General features: G+C 71.3%; 17 protein-coding genes. 6 read left to right on the forward strand and 11 right to left on the reverse strand.

Going from position 1 to position 15993, the window contains the following annotated elements; genetic code table 11:
* Positions 1 to 65: 65 nt before the first annotated feature.
* From H0487_RS17595 to H0487_RS17605, 3 genes are all read right to left on the reverse strand, one after another.
* Positions 66 to 1349, reverse strand: coding sequence for an MFS transporter (locus H0487_RS17595; RefSeq protein ID WP_183095533.1), 1284 nt, complete (start codon positions 1347 to 1349; stop codon positions 66 to 68).
* 13 nt (positions 1350 to 1362) lie between these two features.
* On the reverse strand, positions 1363 to 2028 hold the full coding sequence (locus tag H0487_RS17600) for a L,D-transpeptidase (protein ID WP_183095534.1): 666 nt from the start codon (positions 2026 to 2028) through the stop codon (positions 1363 to 1365).
* 77 nt (positions 2029 to 2105) lie between these two features.
* The gene (locus H0487_RS17605; RefSeq protein WP_183095535.1) at positions 2106 to 2894 is read right to left on the reverse strand and encodes a ParA family protein; all 789 of its coding nucleotides are present in this window, start codon (positions 2892 to 2894) and stop codon (positions 2106 to 2108) included.
* A 60-nt stretch (positions 2895 to 2954) separates the two neighbouring features.
* Between H0487_RS17605 and H0487_RS17610 the strand changes: the two genes are divergently transcribed.
* Entirely contained in the window at positions 2955 to 3716 is a 762-nt protein-coding gene (locus H0487_RS17610; RefSeq protein WP_183095536.1) for an SDR family NAD(P)-dependent oxidoreductase, read from the forward strand.
* 57 nt (positions 3717 to 3773) lie between these two features.
* Here H0487_RS17610 and H0487_RS17615 read toward each other — a convergent pair whose 3' ends face one another.
* Complete coding sequence (locus tag H0487_RS17615) at positions 3774 to 4382, reverse strand: MarC family protein (RefSeq protein WP_183095537.1); 609 nt, start codon at positions 4380 to 4382, stop codon at positions 3774 to 3776.
* A complete protein-coding gene (locus tag H0487_RS17620; protein ID WP_183095538.1) occupies positions 4382 to 5251 on the reverse strand; it encodes a PHP domain-containing protein in 870 nt (289 codons plus the stop codon). Before H0487_RS17620 ends, H0487_RS17615 begins: the two co-directional genes overlap by 1 nt.
* Before the next feature lie 92 nt (positions 5252 to 5343).
* Between H0487_RS17620 and H0487_RS17625 the strand changes: the two genes are divergently transcribed.
* Entirely contained in the window at positions 5344 to 6408 is a 1065-nt protein-coding gene (locus H0487_RS17625; RefSeq protein WP_183095539.1) for an NAD(P)H-dependent amine dehydrogenase family protein, read from the forward strand.
* Positions 6409 to 6492: 84 nt separating this feature from the next.
* On the opposite strand, the gene H0487_RS17630 is transcribed toward H0487_RS17625, so the two are convergent.
* Positions 6493 to 7143 carry a DUF6758 family protein gene (locus H0487_RS17630; RefSeq protein ID WP_183095540.1) on the reverse strand — a complete coding sequence of 217 codons (651 nt, stop codon included), beginning with the start codon at positions 7141 to 7143 and terminating at the stop codon, positions 6493 to 6495.
* Between the two features lie 103 nt (positions 7144 to 7246).
* Here H0487_RS17630 and H0487_RS17635 point away from each other — a divergent pair, with 103 nt between their 5' ends.
* The gene (locus H0487_RS17635; protein ID WP_183095541.1) at positions 7247 to 7738 is read left to right on the forward strand and encodes a DUF6174 domain-containing protein; all 492 of its coding nucleotides are present in this window, start codon (positions 7247 to 7249) and stop codon (positions 7736 to 7738) included.
* Positions 7739 to 7763: 25 nt separating this feature from the next.
* Here the strand turns inward: H0487_RS17635 and H0487_RS17640 are convergent, their stop codons facing one another.
* The 5 genes from H0487_RS17640 to H0487_RS17660 all read right to left on the reverse strand — a co-directional run bounded on the left by H0487_RS17640 (position 7764) and on the right by H0487_RS17660 (position 12743).
* Positions 7764 to 9737, reverse strand: coding sequence for a CASTOR/POLLUX-related putative ion channel (locus tag H0487_RS17640; RefSeq protein ID WP_183095542.1), 1974 nt, complete (start codon positions 9735 to 9737; stop codon positions 7764 to 7766).
* A 73-nt stretch (positions 9738 to 9810) separates the two neighbouring features.
* Entirely contained in the window at positions 9811 to 10854 is a 1044-nt protein-coding gene (locus H0487_RS17645) for a MaoC family dehydratase (RefSeq protein WP_183095543.1), read from the reverse strand.
* A gap of 36 nt (positions 10855 to 10890) precedes the next feature.
* Entirely contained in the window at positions 10891 to 11073 is a 183-nt protein-coding gene (locus tag H0487_RS17650) for a DUF5302 domain-containing protein (RefSeq protein ID WP_183095544.1), read from the reverse strand.
* Positions 11066 to 11800, reverse strand: a complete 735-nt coding sequence (locus H0487_RS17655; RefSeq protein ID WP_183095545.1) for a sulfotransferase — start codon at positions 11798 to 11800, stop codon at positions 11066 to 11068. The genes H0487_RS17650 and H0487_RS17655 overlap by 8 nt, the downstream gene beginning before the upstream one ends.
* A gap of 52 nt (positions 11801 to 11852) precedes the next feature.
* The gene (locus tag H0487_RS17660) at positions 11853 to 12743 is read right to left on the reverse strand and encodes a glycosyltransferase family 2 protein (protein WP_183095546.1); all 891 of its coding nucleotides are present in this window, start codon (positions 12741 to 12743) and stop codon (positions 11853 to 11855) included.
* Between the two features lie 52 nt (positions 12744 to 12795).
* On the opposite strand from H0487_RS17660, the gene H0487_RS17665 reads away from it, so the two are divergent.
* The 3 genes from H0487_RS17665 to H0487_RS17675 form a co-directional block, all read left to right on the forward strand.
* Positions 12796 to 13845 carry a hypothetical protein gene (locus H0487_RS17665; RefSeq protein ID WP_183095547.1) on the forward strand — a complete coding sequence of 350 codons (1050 nt, stop codon included), beginning with the start codon at positions 12796 to 12798 and terminating at the stop codon, positions 13843 to 13845.
* A gap of 85 nt (positions 13846 to 13930) precedes the next feature.
* A complete protein-coding gene (locus tag H0487_RS17670) occupies positions 13931 to 15130 on the forward strand; it encodes an acyl-CoA dehydrogenase family protein (protein WP_183095548.1) in 1200 nt (399 codons plus the stop codon).
* 153 nt (positions 15131 to 15283) lie between these two features.
* Positions 15284 to 15993 (forward strand): PRC-barrel domain-containing protein (locus H0487_RS17675; RefSeq protein ID WP_183095549.1); only part of this gene is annotated, 710 nt, incomplete at its 3' end.

Below are 15993 nucleotides of genomic sequence, written 5' to 3' on the forward strand. Positions count from 1 at the left end.
GAGCCCGCCGCAACGGGCCCCGAGCGACGTGAGCGTCCTGCCGGGCCGACAGACGGCGTGTTACATCACGCGTCGCCTGCGCGGGACTCCCGCTCGGCGATCGCGTGCTCGTCGGTGCGGGCGTCGTAGGACCAGAAGTCCCGCAGCCAGAACGCGGTGACGGCCACGGCGCCCACGCACGCCGCTCCCCCGCTGCTGATCGCGCCCCGGACCGACCACAGGTCGGCGGTGATGCCGGCGCGCACCTGCCCGCCCAACGGGCCGAGGGAGTACGACAGCATCTCGATGCCGGCGAGCCGCCCGCGCATCGCCTCGGGGATGGTCTGGCTCCACACGGTGCTACGGAAGATGCCGGAGATCATGTCGGCCGCGCCGGACAGCGCGAGCATGACGACGACCAGTCCGAACGACGGCATCACACCGGCGAGCGCGACGCAGCCGCCGTACGCCGCGGCGGCGATGACGATCGCCCGGCCGTGGTGGTGGACCCGCCCGGTCCATCCGGAGAGCACGGTCGCGACGACGGCGCCGATCGTCTCCGCGGCATAGAGCAGCCCCAGCAGTTCGGGCCGTTCGAAGACCTCCGCGGCGAGCGCCGGGAACAGCACCACCGGCAGCGCCATCAGCATCGCCGCGATGTCGACCAGGTAGGTCCCCAGCAGGTCCCGGCGCCGGAACGCGTAGTCCATCCCCTCGCGGATCGAGGCGAGGCTGGGCGGCGTGGTCTCGGCGCGGTGCGGGTAGTTCCCCATCACCCGGTAGAGCACGGTCGCCACGATCAGCCCGAGCACGTCGACGACGAAGCACCACCCGATCCCGACGTAGGCGACGAGCAGGCCGCCCAGCATCGGGCCGGCCAGGACCCCGACCTGCATACCGAAGCTGAACAGCGCGTTGGCCGCGGTCAGCTCGTCGTGCGCGACGGTCCGCGGCAGCAGGGCCTCACGTGAGGGCCGCTGCATCGCCGACGTGCTGACGAGCAGTGCCGCGACGACGAAGATCAGCCAGATCGACGGGTCGTCGCGGAACGCGTTGACCGCGAGCACGGCGGTGAGGACCGCCTGCGCGACCCCGAGCCCGACGAGCAGGCGGCGCCGGTCGACGTGGTCGGCGAGCGCGCCGCCGTACAGTCCGAAGACGACCAGCGGGACCAGCTCGACCAGACCGATCGCACCGACCGCGAAGTTCGAGCCGGTGAGCGTGTAGACCTGGTACGGGATGGCGACGTAGCTGACCATCGCGCCGAAGTAGAAGACGGTGCCGGCCACGAGGAGCAGCCGGAAGTCCCGCGAGGACCGCCACGGGGAGAGGTCCATCCGGAGCGCGCGGATGCGGTCGGTCCAGCCCATGCGAGGTGCGAGGTCAGGCGGTCACGACGACGGTCGTGCCGAGCGGGGCGAAGTCCCACAGCTCGATCGCGTCACCCGTGCGCTGCCGGATGCAGCCGTGGGACAGCGGGGTGCCGAGCTGGGCCGTCGTCTGGACCGGGGTGCCGTCGTCGACCGGGATCGTGTGGAAGCCGATCGCGGCCCCCGTCGGGCCGTGGGTGAAGCGGACGAAGTACTGCATGGTGCCGGAGTCGTCGATGCCGACGGCGTAGCGCGAGCGGGAGTAGACCTCGTAGGTGCCGGGGTCGAGGTTGTCGGTCGCACTGCCCGACACCAGGTAGGTGCGGGTGACGACACCGGCCGCGTCGACCAGCCAGACCCGCTGGGCGCCCTCGCTGAAGACGACCCGCCGGCCGGTACCCGAGTCCGCAGGCAGGGACGTCGTGGTCCGCTTCACCACCGCGGCGCTCGGCGAGAGCTGCGCGACCGGACCCCGGTCGTCGCTGCTCGCCGCCTGTCGCTCCGCGGCACGGTCCTGCGCCCCGTCGTCCTGGGCGGCCGCCCGCGCCGGCAGCAAACCGGCTTCGGCGCTGGCGCCCTCCGGGCCGTTCGGCAGCAGCCCGACACCGCCGAGCACGGCGATGCCGGTCACCGTCGCCGCCGCGGTGAAGATCGCGATCCGGCCGTAGCGCGGACGCACGTCGGCCCGCCTCCTGCCTCCGGGGACGGCGCGACGCCGCCCGGGCTGCGCCCGGTGCCCCGGATCCCCCTTGTGCTTCACCGCCGACGCTTCGCCCGGGTGATCAGGTTGGCGGCGACCTCACGGTAGGCCTGGGCACCCTTGTTCGACCGGCTCGTGGCCAGGATCGACCGGCCGGCGGCAGGCGCCTCGGCGAACTTGATGGTCTTCGGGATCGGCGGCTCGATCACCTCGAGGTCGTAGGTCTCCGAGATGGTGTCGAGCACGGCGCGCGCGTGGTTGGTGCGGCCGTCGTACAAGGTCGGGAGCACACCCCAGACCTCGAGGTCGCGGTTGGTGAAGCGTCGGACGTCGTGGACGGTGTCGAGCAGCTGGCCGACGCCGCGGTGGGACAGGGTCTCGCACTGGAGCGGCACCAGCACGCCGGTGGCCGCGGTCAGCGCCGCGACGGTGAGCACGCCGAGCGAGGGCGGGCAGTCGAGCAGGACCCAGTCGTAGTCGGCGTCGAGCTCCTCGACGACGGTGCGGATGACGTGCTCGCGGCCGGTTCGGGTGAGCAGGTCGGCCTCGGCGCGGGCGAGCTCGATCGTCGCCGGCAGCAGGTCGACGCCGTCCTCGGTCCGGAGGATCACCTCGGCGGCGTCCACACCCTTGGTGAGCACGTGGTGGATGGAGATCTCCAGGTCCTCGGGGTCGATGCCGAGGGAGAACGTGAGGCACGCCTGGGGGTCGAGGTCGACGAGCAGGACCTTCTGACCGAGCTCGGCGAGCGCCGCACCGATCGATGCGACACTCGTCGTCTTCGCGACGCCACCCTTCTGGTTGGCGACGGCGAGGACGGTGGGGCGGGGGTCCCTGGTGCTCATCGAGGGACATCATGCCGGACAGCCCCACCCCATGGGTGACCGACCTGTTTCACTTCGTGCATGTCGACCTCCCTCGTCACCGGCGCGACCGCCGGCATCGGCCACGAGTTCGCCCGCCAGCTCGCCGCGCGCGGCGACGACCTGATCCTCGTCGCGCGCGACCGCGCCCGGCTGGAGGAGGTCGCTGCCGAGCTGCGGTCGTCGTACGGGATCGGGACGGAGGTGCTCGTCGCCGACCTCACCGACCTGGTGCAGCTCGCGACCGTCGAGGCACGGCTCGCCGACCGAGACCGGCCCGTCGACGTGCTCGTCAACAACGCGGGCTTCGGCCTCAAGGGGGCGTTCCTCGACAACGACATCGAGACCGAGCAGCGCCAGCAGGACGTGCTCGTCCGAGCCGTGCTGCGGCTCACGCACGCCGCGCTCGGCGGCATGGTCGAGCGCGGGCACGGCGGTGTCATCAACGTCTCGAGCGTGGCGGCGTTCCTCCCGCGCGGCACCTACAGCGCCGCGAAGGCGTGGGTCAACAGCTTCAGCGCGTGGGCCCACCAGGAGTACGCCGACCGCGGCGTCACCGTGATGGCGCTGTGCCCCGGCTTCGTGAAGACCGAGTTCCACGAGCGGCTCGGCGTCGACCGCGACGCCAGCGCCCCCAAGGCGTTGTGGCTCGAGCCCGACCGCCTCGTCCGCGACGCCCTCGCCGACTTCGACAAGGGCCACTCCCTGTCGATCCCCAGCAAGCGCTACAAGACGATCGTCACCGCCACCCGGGTCGTGCCGCGCCCGGTGCTCCAGCGGTTCCAGGGCCTGGGCCGCAAGTAGCCCGCCGAGTCGCCCACCTTGCAGGGCCGAGTCGCCCACCTTGCACGGCCGAGTCGCCTATCCCTCGCCGGCGATGAAGGCCCGGACGGCGTCGGCGACGAGCTGGACGGCGATCGCCGAGAGCAGCAGGCCGGCGATCCGAGTGACGAGGAGGACGCCGCCCTCGCGGATGACCTTGAGGATCGGCAGCGAGTAGCGCATCGCGGCCCACAGCGTCAGGTGGACGCCGACGATGCCGAGCGCGACCGCGGAGAGGTCGTCCGGCCCGTCGATCTCCTCGACGAAGAGCATGGTCGCGACGATCGCTCCCGGGCCGGCGAGCAGGGGCGTGCCGAGCGGGACCAGTGCCACGTTGGCGTCCTGCTGGGCCTTGGGCTCGCTCTCGTTGCCCGTGAGGAGCTCGAGGGCGACGAGCAGCAGCAACAACCCGCCGGCGCACTGGAGCGCGGGTAGCGAGATGTGGAGGTAGTTGAGGATCTGCTGCCCGAAGAACGCGAACGCCGTGATGACGAGGAACGAGACCGCCACCGCCTGCCAGGCGTAGCGCTTCGACGTCGCGGCGCTCCGGCCGCTGGTCAGGGTGAGGAAGATCGGCACGGTGCCGACCGGGTCCATGATCACGAAGAGGGTCACGAAGACCTCGACGAGCAGTACGCCGTCCATCATCAGGCCGCTCCCACCAGGGTCGTCGGGGATCCGAGCTCGGCCGCCCGGTCGAGGATGCGTTGGAGCTGGTCGGGGGCGGTCGTCTCGACACCGAGGTCGTGGTCGACCTTGCCGGTGCCGTGGTGGTCGCTGGAACCGGTGACGACCAGGCCGAGCCGGTCGGCGATGGCACGCAGCTGAGCACGCTGGCCGGCGTCGTGATCGAGGTGGTCGACCTCGATCCCGATCAACCCGGCGTCCGCCAGCGTGGCGAACGACGCCTCGGTGAGCGCCCGGTCGTTGCCGCGGCCCCACGGGTGGGCCACGACAGGCACCCCGCCGGCCCCGGTGACCAGCCCGATCATGGTCACGAGGTCGGAGGCGTAGCGGTCGACGTACGCCGGACGACCGTGGGAGAGGTACTCGGCGAACGCCTGGTCCCGGTCGGCGACGACCCCGAGCCGGACCAGCAGGTCGGCGACGTGGGGCCGCCCGGTCGCGCCGGCGTTGACGGTCACCTCGGCGAGCGCCTCCTCGGTCGCGCCGTCGATGCCGAGCCCACGCAGCCGCGCGAGCATCGTCGGCACCCGGGCGTCGCGACCGCCGATGATCCGTGCGAGCTCCGCACCGAGGGCCGGGTCGTCGGGGTCGGGCAGGTAGGCGAGGAGGTGGACGCCCGCCCAGCCGTAGCGGGTGCTGATCTCGATGCCGCGGACCAGCATGATCCCCGTCTCGTCGGCCGCTGCCGCGGCCTCGGCCCACCCGCCGGTCACGTCGTGGTCCGTGATCGCGACGACGTCGAGGCCGGCAGCCGCCGCCGACCGCACCAGGTCGGCCGGCGACTCGGTGCCGTCGCTGACCCGTGAGTGGGTGTGGAGGTCGATCCGCACCCGAGCAACATAGTGCCCTCGCGTCGCTCTCCCGGCGCCCAGATCTAGAACACGTTCTTGTTTCGGGGGGTCGGGGGTGGTTCCATCGGCCCATGACGTACGACGCGACGCGGCCCCTGCGGGTCATCCAGTGGACCACCGGCAACGTGGGCCAGCGCTCGCTGCACGCGATCCTCTCCCGCCCCGACCTCGAGCTCGTCGGGGTCTACGCCCACGGCCAGGACAAGATCGGGGTCGACGCCGCGACCCTCGCGGGCTACCCCGAGCCGTCGGGCGTGCTCGCGACCGACGACGTCGATGCGCTCATCGCGCTCCGCCCGGACGCCTGCGTCTACAACCCGCTGTGGTCCTCCACGGACACCTTGGTCCGGCTCCTCGAGTCCGGCATCAACGTGTGCACGACCGCCGGTTGGATCAACGGAACCAAGCTCGACCCCGCCGAGCGCGCCCGCGTCGAGGACGCCTGCAAGAGGGGCGAGTCGTCCATCTTCGGCAGCGGGGCCCACCCCGGCATGACCAACATCGTCGCGCTCACCCTCACCGCGAGCTGCGCGAGCATCGACCACGTCCGGATCACCGAGTCGGTCGACTGCTCGACGTACGCCTCCGCCGAGACGCAGAGTGCGATGGGCTTCGGCGAGGACCCCGCCACGCCCGGCCTCGCGGAGTCGGTACGACGGGAGAGCGAGGTGTTCGCGGAGTCGGTCGCGATGATGGCCGACGCGATGGGCGTGACCCTGGACCGGATCGACTTCGACGTCACCTTCACGGCAGCGACCGGCGACAGCGACCTCGGCTTCATGACGATCCCGGCGGGCACGGTCGGCAGTGTCTACGGCTACCACCGCGGCTGGGTCGGCGACCACAACCTGATCAGCGTGGGCTTCAACTGGACCATGGGCTCGCACGTCGTACCGCCGAAACCGCTGAAGCACGGGCACGACATCCAGGTCTTCGGCGAGCCCAACATGCGCACCGTCATCCACTGCCTCCCGCACGACGGCTGGGACGAGGAGGGCTTCATGGGGCTCGGGATGATCTACACCGCGATGCCTGTGACCAACGCGGTCCCGAGCGTCGTCGCCGCGCCTCCGGGGATCGTGACGCTGGCGGACCTGCCGGTCATCACCGCGCCGGCGAAGCTGGCACTTCGATAGCGCACGCCTGGCGACTCGGGCCCGCACGCCTGGCGACTCGGGCCCGCAAGAGGGGCGACTCGGGCCCGCAAGAGGGGCGACTCGTCACCAGGAGGGTGCCGGACCGCCGAACGGGAGGGCGACCAGCTGGGGGCCGGTCTCGGAGACGTCGCGGAGGATCCAGTCGTCACGGAGCAGCAGGATCGCCGAGGCGGGGCGCAGGACCAACCACAGCCAGCGGCCCTCGGCCTCGCCGACGACGACCGAGCGGTCCCACTCGCCGTCCGTGCCGCTGACCGACACCGGCCAGAGCCCGACGGGGAAGCTGCCCAGCCGCACCTTGACCGTGGCGGGGCCGTCACCGACCTCCTCGCCGGGATCGGCACGGCCGGTCGGCCCGAGGCCGGCGATCCGGGCGCCGAGACCGGTGCCGGGCTCCTCGCTGACCACGAACACGTCGACCGGGCCGTCCAGCGCGCTGGTGCCCGAGACGCAGGTCATCGTGGCGCGGGCGCCCACGTCGTCGGCGACCACCGCGAAGTCGGTGACCGTCCAGCCGGGGCCGAGCGGCCACGGCAGGTAGGTCGGGAACGAGCCCGCGTGCCCCAGGTGCGCCACCAGGTCGTCGTACGACGCCGTGGTGGGCTGCCACAGCGCGGCGACCTCGCCGTGGTCGGGGCAGGTCCACCCGCCGTCGGAGTCCGGCACCCGAGCGACCGGGGCCGCGCAGCGGGGACAACCGACACGCAAGGACATGCGACACACCGTCCTGCGAGCGTGGCGTCGAGTCAAGCCGACCCGGCGGCAGCGCCGCGAGCCGCTCTCGGAACCGCGGGGCCGCCGCTACCGTCGTACCACCATGAAGATCCTGCTCAGCGCCGCTGCCGCGGCCCTCACGGTCACCGTCCTCACCGGCTGCAGCGGCGACGGCGACGACGGCAGGACGGCCGAGGACCCGGCGACCACCCCGGCCGCGAGCGAGCCCACCGACCCGCCGACCGTCGGGACCTATCCCGACCTCGAGGCGGGCGACTACACCTTCACGCTCGAGCAGCAGTGCTTCTGCCCGCTCACCGGCCCGACCCGGATCACCGTCGAGGACGGCGTCGTCACCGAGGCGGTCCTCGCCGAGGGCGGCCACGGGCTGCCGAAGGGCAGCGACGCGCCGCAGTACCTCAGGGTCACCATCAACGACGTGATCGCGCGGGCCAACGACACCGACGCGGCCAGCGTCGACGTGACCTGGCCCGACGGCCAGGACTGGCCCGACAGTGTCGCCGTCGACCAGATCGAGATGGCGACCGACGACGAGATCACCTACGTCATCAGCGACGTCCAGATCGCCGGCTGACGCACTCCTCCGGCCGGCCCTCGCCCTACTCCTCGGCGAGCACCACGACCCGGTCCCCCGCGCCGAGGACGACCGACTCGCTCTTCGGCGGGTTGACGATCACGCCGAAGCCGGCGCCCTCGTCAGCGAGCGCGTCGGACGCATAGCCCAGCGCCGTCTCGCCCCGGCGGCTCGCCGAGGCGACCACCGTCGCCCAGGTGACCTCGCGCCCCTCCTCGACGTAGGAGCACGAGGGCCGCAGGTAGACCTCGCTGCCCTCGGCCCGCAGCAGCTCGCGGAGGACCGGCTCGACCCGCGCGTCCTCGGCGAGCTGGGTGAGCACCAGGCTGACGATCTCGCCGCTGACGACGACGTCGTCGATGTCGGCGACCTGGGCGAGCTCCCGGTTCCGGTCGTTGATCATCTCGCTGACCACCGGAGCCTCGTTGCCGGCCCGGCCCAGGATGTCGCGGACGTGCAGCAGGGTGATGAGCGTCTTGGCGTCCGCCGCCTCGGGGTCGAGGTCGTCGGCGTAGCAGAGCACGATCACGCGGTCCGGCGGCGTGGCGAGGTGCTCCTCGAGGACACCCCGCCGCGTCGTGTCGGCGCGGGCGATCGTGACCGCCAGCTTGTCCGTCGGGGGGACCACCGGGTCGCCGTACGTCGCCACGAGCGTGAGCGTCGCCCCCGGAGCGGCGAACGCGTCGAGCTCCCGTACGACGATGGGCGCGCGCTCGTTCCAGCCGATGACCACGGTGTGGTCGGGCTGGGGCGGCACCGGTGACTGGTCGGCGAACGCGGCGACGTCGACGACGGCGGTCGAGCGCACAGCACCTGCGAGCACCGAGTCGTCCTCGGCCACCACGACCAGTGACCGCTCCCCCACGACCGTCGCGGCCGGCGGGTTGAGGACGACCCCCTCGGGGCCGTCCACGCCGATGACGGTCAACGCCTCGTAGTGCAGCAGCGCATCGGCGTAGGTCGCCTCGCGCAGCGGGTGCTGGGTGTGGAAGTAGATCTCGTCACCGTCGAAGTCGAACAGCTCGCGATAGACCGCCGCCGCACCGGACTGGCGCGCGGTCTGGACGACCAGTCGCGCCACGGTCTCGCGCACGTCGAGGAGGGCGAGCTGGCCGGGCCGGTCGCGACCGATGAGCCGGGCGACCTCCAGGTTGGCCGGGTCGCGGAGCTGCGCAACCACGCGCGGACCGGTGCCGTCCTTGTCGGCGGCCCGCAGGGCCAGCAGCGTCTTGATCACCTCGCTGTCGGCGTCGACCCCGGCCGCCTCGCTCCCGACCGGCCCGTCGGGCGAGAGGACGACGACCGCGCGGGCCGCGGCCGGCCGGACGACGGCGAGGTCGTCGATGTCCGAGGGCGATCCCGAGCGGCACACGATCCGGGTGCCGCGGAGGTCGCGCACCTTCGCCCGGAGCTCGTCCTCCATCTCGACCTTGTCGCGGTCGGCCATCACCACGACGACGGGTCGGCGGCGGCTCTCGTTGGCGATCGCGAGCTCCCCCACCACGGTGAAGATGGCGCTCGACCAGCCGAGGACGATGGTGTGGTCGGTCTCCAGCACCAGGGACCGGCCGCGCCGGAGATCGGCGATCTTGTTGTCGATGCCCGCCGAGATCACACCGATCAGCGCGCTCACCACGAACAGGCCCGCGATGGTGAGCACCAGCATCGTGACGAGGAACTGCCAGGTCCCCGTGTCGCCGGCGACGGTGCCGGGGTCCAGCGCGTGCATGAGCGACTGGAAGGCCTCGGCCCAGAAGCCGAGGTCCTCCTCGCGCAGGCCGAAGACCAGGTCGACCACGGCGAACAGCAGCACCAGCAGGACGGTGATCAGGAAGAGCCAGCCGATGAGCGCCGAGGTGCCGCGCGCCATGCTGTTGTCGAACGCGTAGCGCAGCCGGGCGCCGAAGCCGGCGGTCCCGGGCTTGACGGTCCGCGTGTCCGAGCGCTGTCCGATCGCGACAGCCGTCCGGCGTCGGATCGTGTGTCCTGTGCGTGCCATGGGGCCCTCCTGTCCGGAGGAACACTGACGCACCCGACGTCCGCCCGAAGCAGAACGCCGTAGGTTTTTCCGATCAGCGCGGGAGGTACGCCCAGAGGTCGAGGTCGAGCAGCACGCCGTCGGCGTACTTGCCGGCGCCCTCCTCGTCGCTCCGGCGAAGGGTCATCGACACGTCGCGCCCCTTCGTCGCCACCAGCCGCAGTCGGAGTGCGCCGATCGAGTCGCTGATCTCGGCCTTGTCGAGGACCTCGGACCAGGCATAGACGGTGTCGCCCGCGAACGCCGGCGCCACGTGGGAGCCGCCGTTGATCGCAGCGATCAGCTGGGCGTTGGCCAGGCCGTTGAACGAGAGTGCGCGCGCCATCGAGATCACGTGGCCGCCGTAGATGAGGCGGTTGCCGTCAGGGCGCGCCTCGGTGTTGAAGTGGACCTTCGCCGTGTTCTGCCACAGGCGCGTCGCCATCATGTGCTCGGCGTCGGTGAAGGTGACACCGTCGACGTGGTCGATCTTCTCGCCGACGGTGTAGTCGTCGAAGCGGTGGGGCTCGCCCGCCGCGGCGAAGTCGTACGACGAGAGGTCGAGCCCGGCGGGGACGACGAGGTCCTGCGGCTCGAGCGCCTTCTTGAGCTCCGGCAGCACCGTCTCCGGCGCGGCGAGCTCGGTGTCGCGCTTGTGCACCATCACCCAGCGGCACCAGTCGAGGGCGACCTCGCCCCGCTGGTTGGTGGCGGTGGACCGGACGTAGACGACGCCGGACTTCCCGTTGGAGTTCTGCTTGAGGCCGATGACCTCCGAGCGCGTGGAGAGGGTGTCCCCCGGCACCACGGGCTGGTGGAAGCGGAGCTCGGCGTAGCCGAGGTTGGCGACCGCGTTGAGCGAGATGTCCGGGACGGTCTTGCCGAACGCGATGTGGAACGCGATCAGCTCCTCGACCGGGTGGGCGTCCAGGCCGACCCCGGCAGCGAACGCCGCGGACGACGGCAGGGCGAACCGGGTCGGGTACAGCGCGCCGTACAGCGCACGGTCACCCTCGGTGACCGTGCGCGGCGTGGCGTGCTGGATCACCTGCCCGACGGTGAAGTCCTCGAAGAAGTTGCCCGCGTTCGTCTTGCTCACGGACGGACATTCTGCCGGGTGACTGCGACGCGGTGTCTACGCGCCCCCGCCGCCGGCCTTGCGGCGGTGCATCTTCGGGGCGCCGCCGACGACCTCGGAGCCGTGGGCCTTCTCGGGAGTCGGTCCGTCCTCGTGGACGCCCTTCTCCTTCTTGTTCTTCCGGTCGAGGGCTTCCCGCATCTTCGCCTTGAGGTCCTCGTTCGGTCCGCCGTCAGCCATCAGGAGTCTCCTTCTTGTCTCCCCGGCGGCTCCTGCCGAAGGGGTTCGGTCCGTGTCCGACCTCGAGCGTGCCACGCAGGGCGTCGAGCAGCGCGTCGTCGCAGCCGCCGAGGACGAATCCGGCGAGCTCCTCCAGCGCCGCGTCCGACGCCGGCCTGTCCTCGCCGGTGATGACTTCATAACGGGTGTCGAGGACCCGGTCGGGCCGGGTGGACCGCAGGTGCTCCTGGATCTCGACGACCCGCTCGATCGCCCGGACCGACTCGTCCGTGTCCCGGCGCTGCCAGAAGCCCGAGCCGAGGACGGTCTCGACGTCCCGGGTGTTGAGGACGTACTTGGCTCCCGGGCAGACCTCCTCGAACCAGTCGAAGAACGGCGCGGTCTCGGCAGCCGTGAGGTGGTGCCACTCGACCTCCTTGAAGCCGAGGCGGTCGTAGTCGCCCGCGTCCTCGCTGCCGAGCATCCCGCCGACGACGAGGCGCTGGGCGCTGCGCACGAACCGCCCGCGGTTGAGCGCGTTGATGCCGTAGAACGCGTTGGTCGGGTTCTTGGCCCCGGGGCCCTTGCGCTTCTGCCGGATCTCGTCGGCGGCCTGCCAGGCGCGGAAGAGGTGCTGGACGTAGAGGCCGTTCTCGCCGCGGACCAGGGTGCGGGGCATCGCGTTGAGCATCCCCTGCACGAGGGTCGAACCGGACCGCCCGTAGGTCACGACGAAGACGTAGTCCACGGCGCGATCCTCGCACAGCGCCGTCACGGGTCCGGCGTCAGTGGGTCCAGTGTCAGAGGGTCCCGTGGAGGCGCGACGGGAGCCGGGTGAGCGGCTGCTTCCGGAGCGCCGCGATCTGGCCCTGCTTCGGCGTCCGGTGCCGGCCGTTGTGGAAGATCACCATCTCCTCGAGGTCGGCCGCAGCAGGGTCGAACTCGGGCACGGCCGCAGGATCGACCTCGGCGACGACCTCGTCGAAGATCGCCAGCACCTGGTCGGCCTCCTTGCCCCAGCTCGCCTCCTCGGCGCGACCGTCGGCCTTGCTCACCTCGTTGCGCAGCCGGGCGACCTCGGCCAGGCGGTCACGGTCGGCGAACTTGAGGTGGAGCATGAACAGCTCCGGGTCGATGGCGTACGGCGCCTTGAGGGCGTGGGAGGAGATCGCCCAGCCGGCGTTGATCCGCTTCACCGACGGCTTGCACATGAGCGGGGTGAACTTCGCGAAGCTGCGCTGGTCCAGCAGTGGCCGGCCCAGGTCGAGCGGTGCCGGCTCGGCGCTCGGCACGTGGAGGACGTTGAGGCCGACGACGCCGAGCGTCTCAGGGCGGCCGCGCGCCTCGAGCAGGTCGGGGAACGTAGGGAACAGCGACGGGTCGGTGACGATGAACTCGTCCACGTCGACGAACACCACGTAGTCGTAGGCGGCGAGCAGCCCGCTGGCGATGCCGTTCATGAGCCGCATCCGGACCGGCTCGAACTCGAGGCCGCCCTTGAGCGGCGGCACCCGGTGCACCGTGCAGCCCAGGTCGTCGGTCGAGCCGTCCACCGAGTTGTCGTCGAGCACCACCAGGTTGTCGATGCCGACGTGCCGCGCGTAGTGGGAGACCCACACGGGCAGCAGGTCACCCTCGTCGCGAGCCATGGTGATGACCGCGACCTCCGGCCGCCCTGACCTGGATCCCATCCCCGCCCCTCTCGCGCTCGGCTGCGGTCGAGAGTCTGGCACGCTAACGGGCGTGACCTCCCACCCGGACTCCCCCGGACGCCGCGCCCTCTGGCTGCACGTCGGGTGCAGCAAGACCGGCACGTCGTCGTTGCAGGCCGGCCTGTGGACCTCGGTCGAGGCCCTGGCCGCCGAGGGCGTCGGGCTGCCCTTCGTGGGCCGGCCCGCCCACATCGCCGGACTGCTCCGTCCGCTCGGCTGGCGACCCGTCGAGGGCTTCTCGGGCGACCACCGGCCGAAGGCGCTCGCCAAGGTCCCCGACCGGCTCCGCGAGACCGAGGGGCGCGTCCTCCTCGCGAGCAACGAGGACCTGGCCGAGGTCCGGCCCGAGGACGTCGACGCGATCGCCGATCTCGTCGACCAGGCCGACCTCGACCTGCACCTGGTGCTGACCGTGCGCGACTGGGCCCAGCAGGTCCCCTCGGACTACCAGCAGTTCCTCAAGCACCGCCTGGCCGACGCCTACGCCGACTTCCTCGTCGACGTCCGCGAGCGCAACGGGACGTGGGCCGACCAGTACTGGCGGCGCCAGGACCCGGTCGACATCCTCGACCGGTGGGGCCGCGCCGTCGCGGCCGACCGGACGCACGTCCTCGTCGTGCCGTCGTACTCCCAGGACCCGGAGGGCGTCTTCGACCTCATGGCCGGGGTGGTCGGCTTCCCCAGCGAGGCCGTCGTCCGCCCGCGGGGATCGGTCAACGCGTCGTTCGGCGTCGTGGAGTCGGAGGTCTTCCGGCGGGTCAACCTGGCCCTCGGCGACCGACTCCCCGACTACAAGCGCGACTACAGCGAGGCCGTCCGGTGGCCGTTCGCGCACGGCGTCCTGGCGCGCAGCGCGAGCCCCAAGCTGACCCTGCCGCCCGAGCACCTCGGCTGGGTCCAGAAGTACGCCGAGACGGCCGTCGCGACCATCCGCGACCGGGGCTACCGTGTCCACGGCGACCTCGACGCGCTCGTGCCGACCGACGAGAGCGCCCGCCCGCTGCCGACGTTCGACGAGGCGGCCGTCGCTGAGGCATCCATCACAGCGCTGGCCAATTACGTCGCTCGACGGCGAACCTGAGGCTACTGACGAGTAGTATCGCCCAGATTGTCCACCCTGATCCTGAGCAGATCCTCCGGCCCGGCCGGAGCGGAAAGAGGAACCGATGCCCCGCCTGTGTGAGACCGACGGCCTGTCCGAGGACCAGACCGAGATCCTCAAGGCCGTCCGGGTCTTCGTCGACGAGCAGATCATCCCGGTCGCCCAGGAGCTCGAGCACGCCGACGAGTACCCGACCGAGATCGTCGAGGGCCTCAAGGAGCTCGGCGTCTTCGGCCTGATGATCCCCGAGGAGTACGGCGGCCTCGGCGAGTCCCTCCTGACCTACGCCCTGTGCGTCGAGGAGATCGCCCGCGGCTGGATGAGCGTCTCCGGCGTCATCAACACCCACTTCATCGTGGCCTACATGGTGATGCAGCACGGCACCGAGGAGCAGAAGCAGAAGTACCTGCCCCAGATGGCCACCGGGGAGATGCGCGGCGCGTTCTCGATGTCCGAGCCGGGCCTCGGCTCCGACGTCGCGGCCGTCTCCACCAAGGCGGTCAAGCAGGAGGACGGCTCCTACGCCATCACCGGCTCCAAGATGTGGCTGACCAACGGCGCCCAGTCGCGCCTGGTCGCGACCCTCTGCAAGACCGACGAGGGCGCCGACTCGGTCTACCGGAACATGACGACCTTCCTCATCGAGAAGGAGGCCGGCTTCGGCGAGACCGCTCCCGGCCTCACCATCCCCGGCAAGATCGACAAGATGGGCTACAAGGGCGTCGAGACGACCGAGATGGTCCTCGAGAACCACGTCGTCCGCGCCGACCAGGTCCTCGGTGGCGAGACCGGCAAGGGCTTCTACCAGATGATGGACGGCGTCGAGGTCGGCCGCGTCAACGTCGCCGCCCGCGCCTGCGGCCTGGCCTGGCGGGGCTTCGAGCTCGGCGTGGCCTACGCCCAGCAGCGCCAGACCTTCGGCAAGCCGATCGCCGCGCACCAGGCCGTCCTCTTCCGCCTCGCGGAGATGGCCACCAAGGTCGAGGTCGCGCACACGATGATGGTCAAGGCCGCCCGCATGAAGGACACCGGCCAGCGCATGGACGTCGAGGCCGGCATGGCCAAGATGGTCGCCTCCGAGTACGCCCACGAGGTCGTCGAGGACTCCTTCCGGATCCACGGCGGCTACGGCTACTCCAAGGAGTACGAGATCGAGCGGCTCTACCGCGAGGTCGCGTTCATGCTCATCGGCGAGGGCACCTCCGACATCCAGAAGATGATCATCGGCCGCGCGATGCTCGAGGACTACAAGATCAAGAGCTGAGGCCGCGCCAGCTGTAACTCAGTGTGAGAACCGCTACCGCGGTGCTATGACCGGTCGTAGCACCGCGGTAGCGGACGTTTTACCCCGGATCAGAACTGAACACTGAGTTACACCTCCCCAGCGACTCTCGCCGGAGCCGATAACCTCGGACCCGTGAGCACCCCGTCCCGTGTGTACGCCGCCCGGCTGGTGGGACTGCCGATCTTCGACCCGCAGGGCGACCAGGTCGGCAAGGTGCGCGACCTCGTCGTCACGATGCGGGCCGAGGGCGCGCAGCCGCGGGTGCTCGGGATGGTGGCGGAGGTGTTCGGTCGGCGCCGGGTGTTCCTGCCGATGACCCGGGTGACCACGATCGACAGCGGTCAGGTCTACACGACCGGGTTGCTCAACATGCGCCGCTTCGAGCAGCGCTCCACCGAGACCCTCGTCATGGGCGAGATGCTCGACCGCTCGGTGACCATCACGAGCAGCGGCGTCACCGGCCACGTCTACGACGTCGCCATGGAGCGCTCCCGGACCCGCGACTGGGTCCTGAGCCGGGTGGCGATCCAGGAGCCGTCCAAGGGCCTGCGCCGGCGCGGCCAGACCCACGTCGTCGAGTGGGACGACGTCACCGGCCTCACCCGCGTCGACGCCGGCCAGGGCGCCACCCACCTGGTCGCCGCGATCAACGAGATGCGCCCGGCCGACGCCGCCAGCATGCTCCACGACCTCCCGGTCGAGCGTCGTACGGCGGTCGCGATGGCCCTCGACGACGAGCGGCTCGCCGACGTCCTCGAGGAGCTGCCGGAGGAGGACCAGGTCGGGATCCTCGAGCGGCTCGACTCCGAGCGCGCCGCCGACGTGCTCGAGGAGATGTCGGC

It is taken from the genome of Nocardioides stalactiti, from assembly GCF_014180715.1.
GTDB lineage: Bacteria > Actinomycetota > Actinomycetes > Propionibacteriales > Nocardioidaceae > Nocardioides > Nocardioides stalactiti.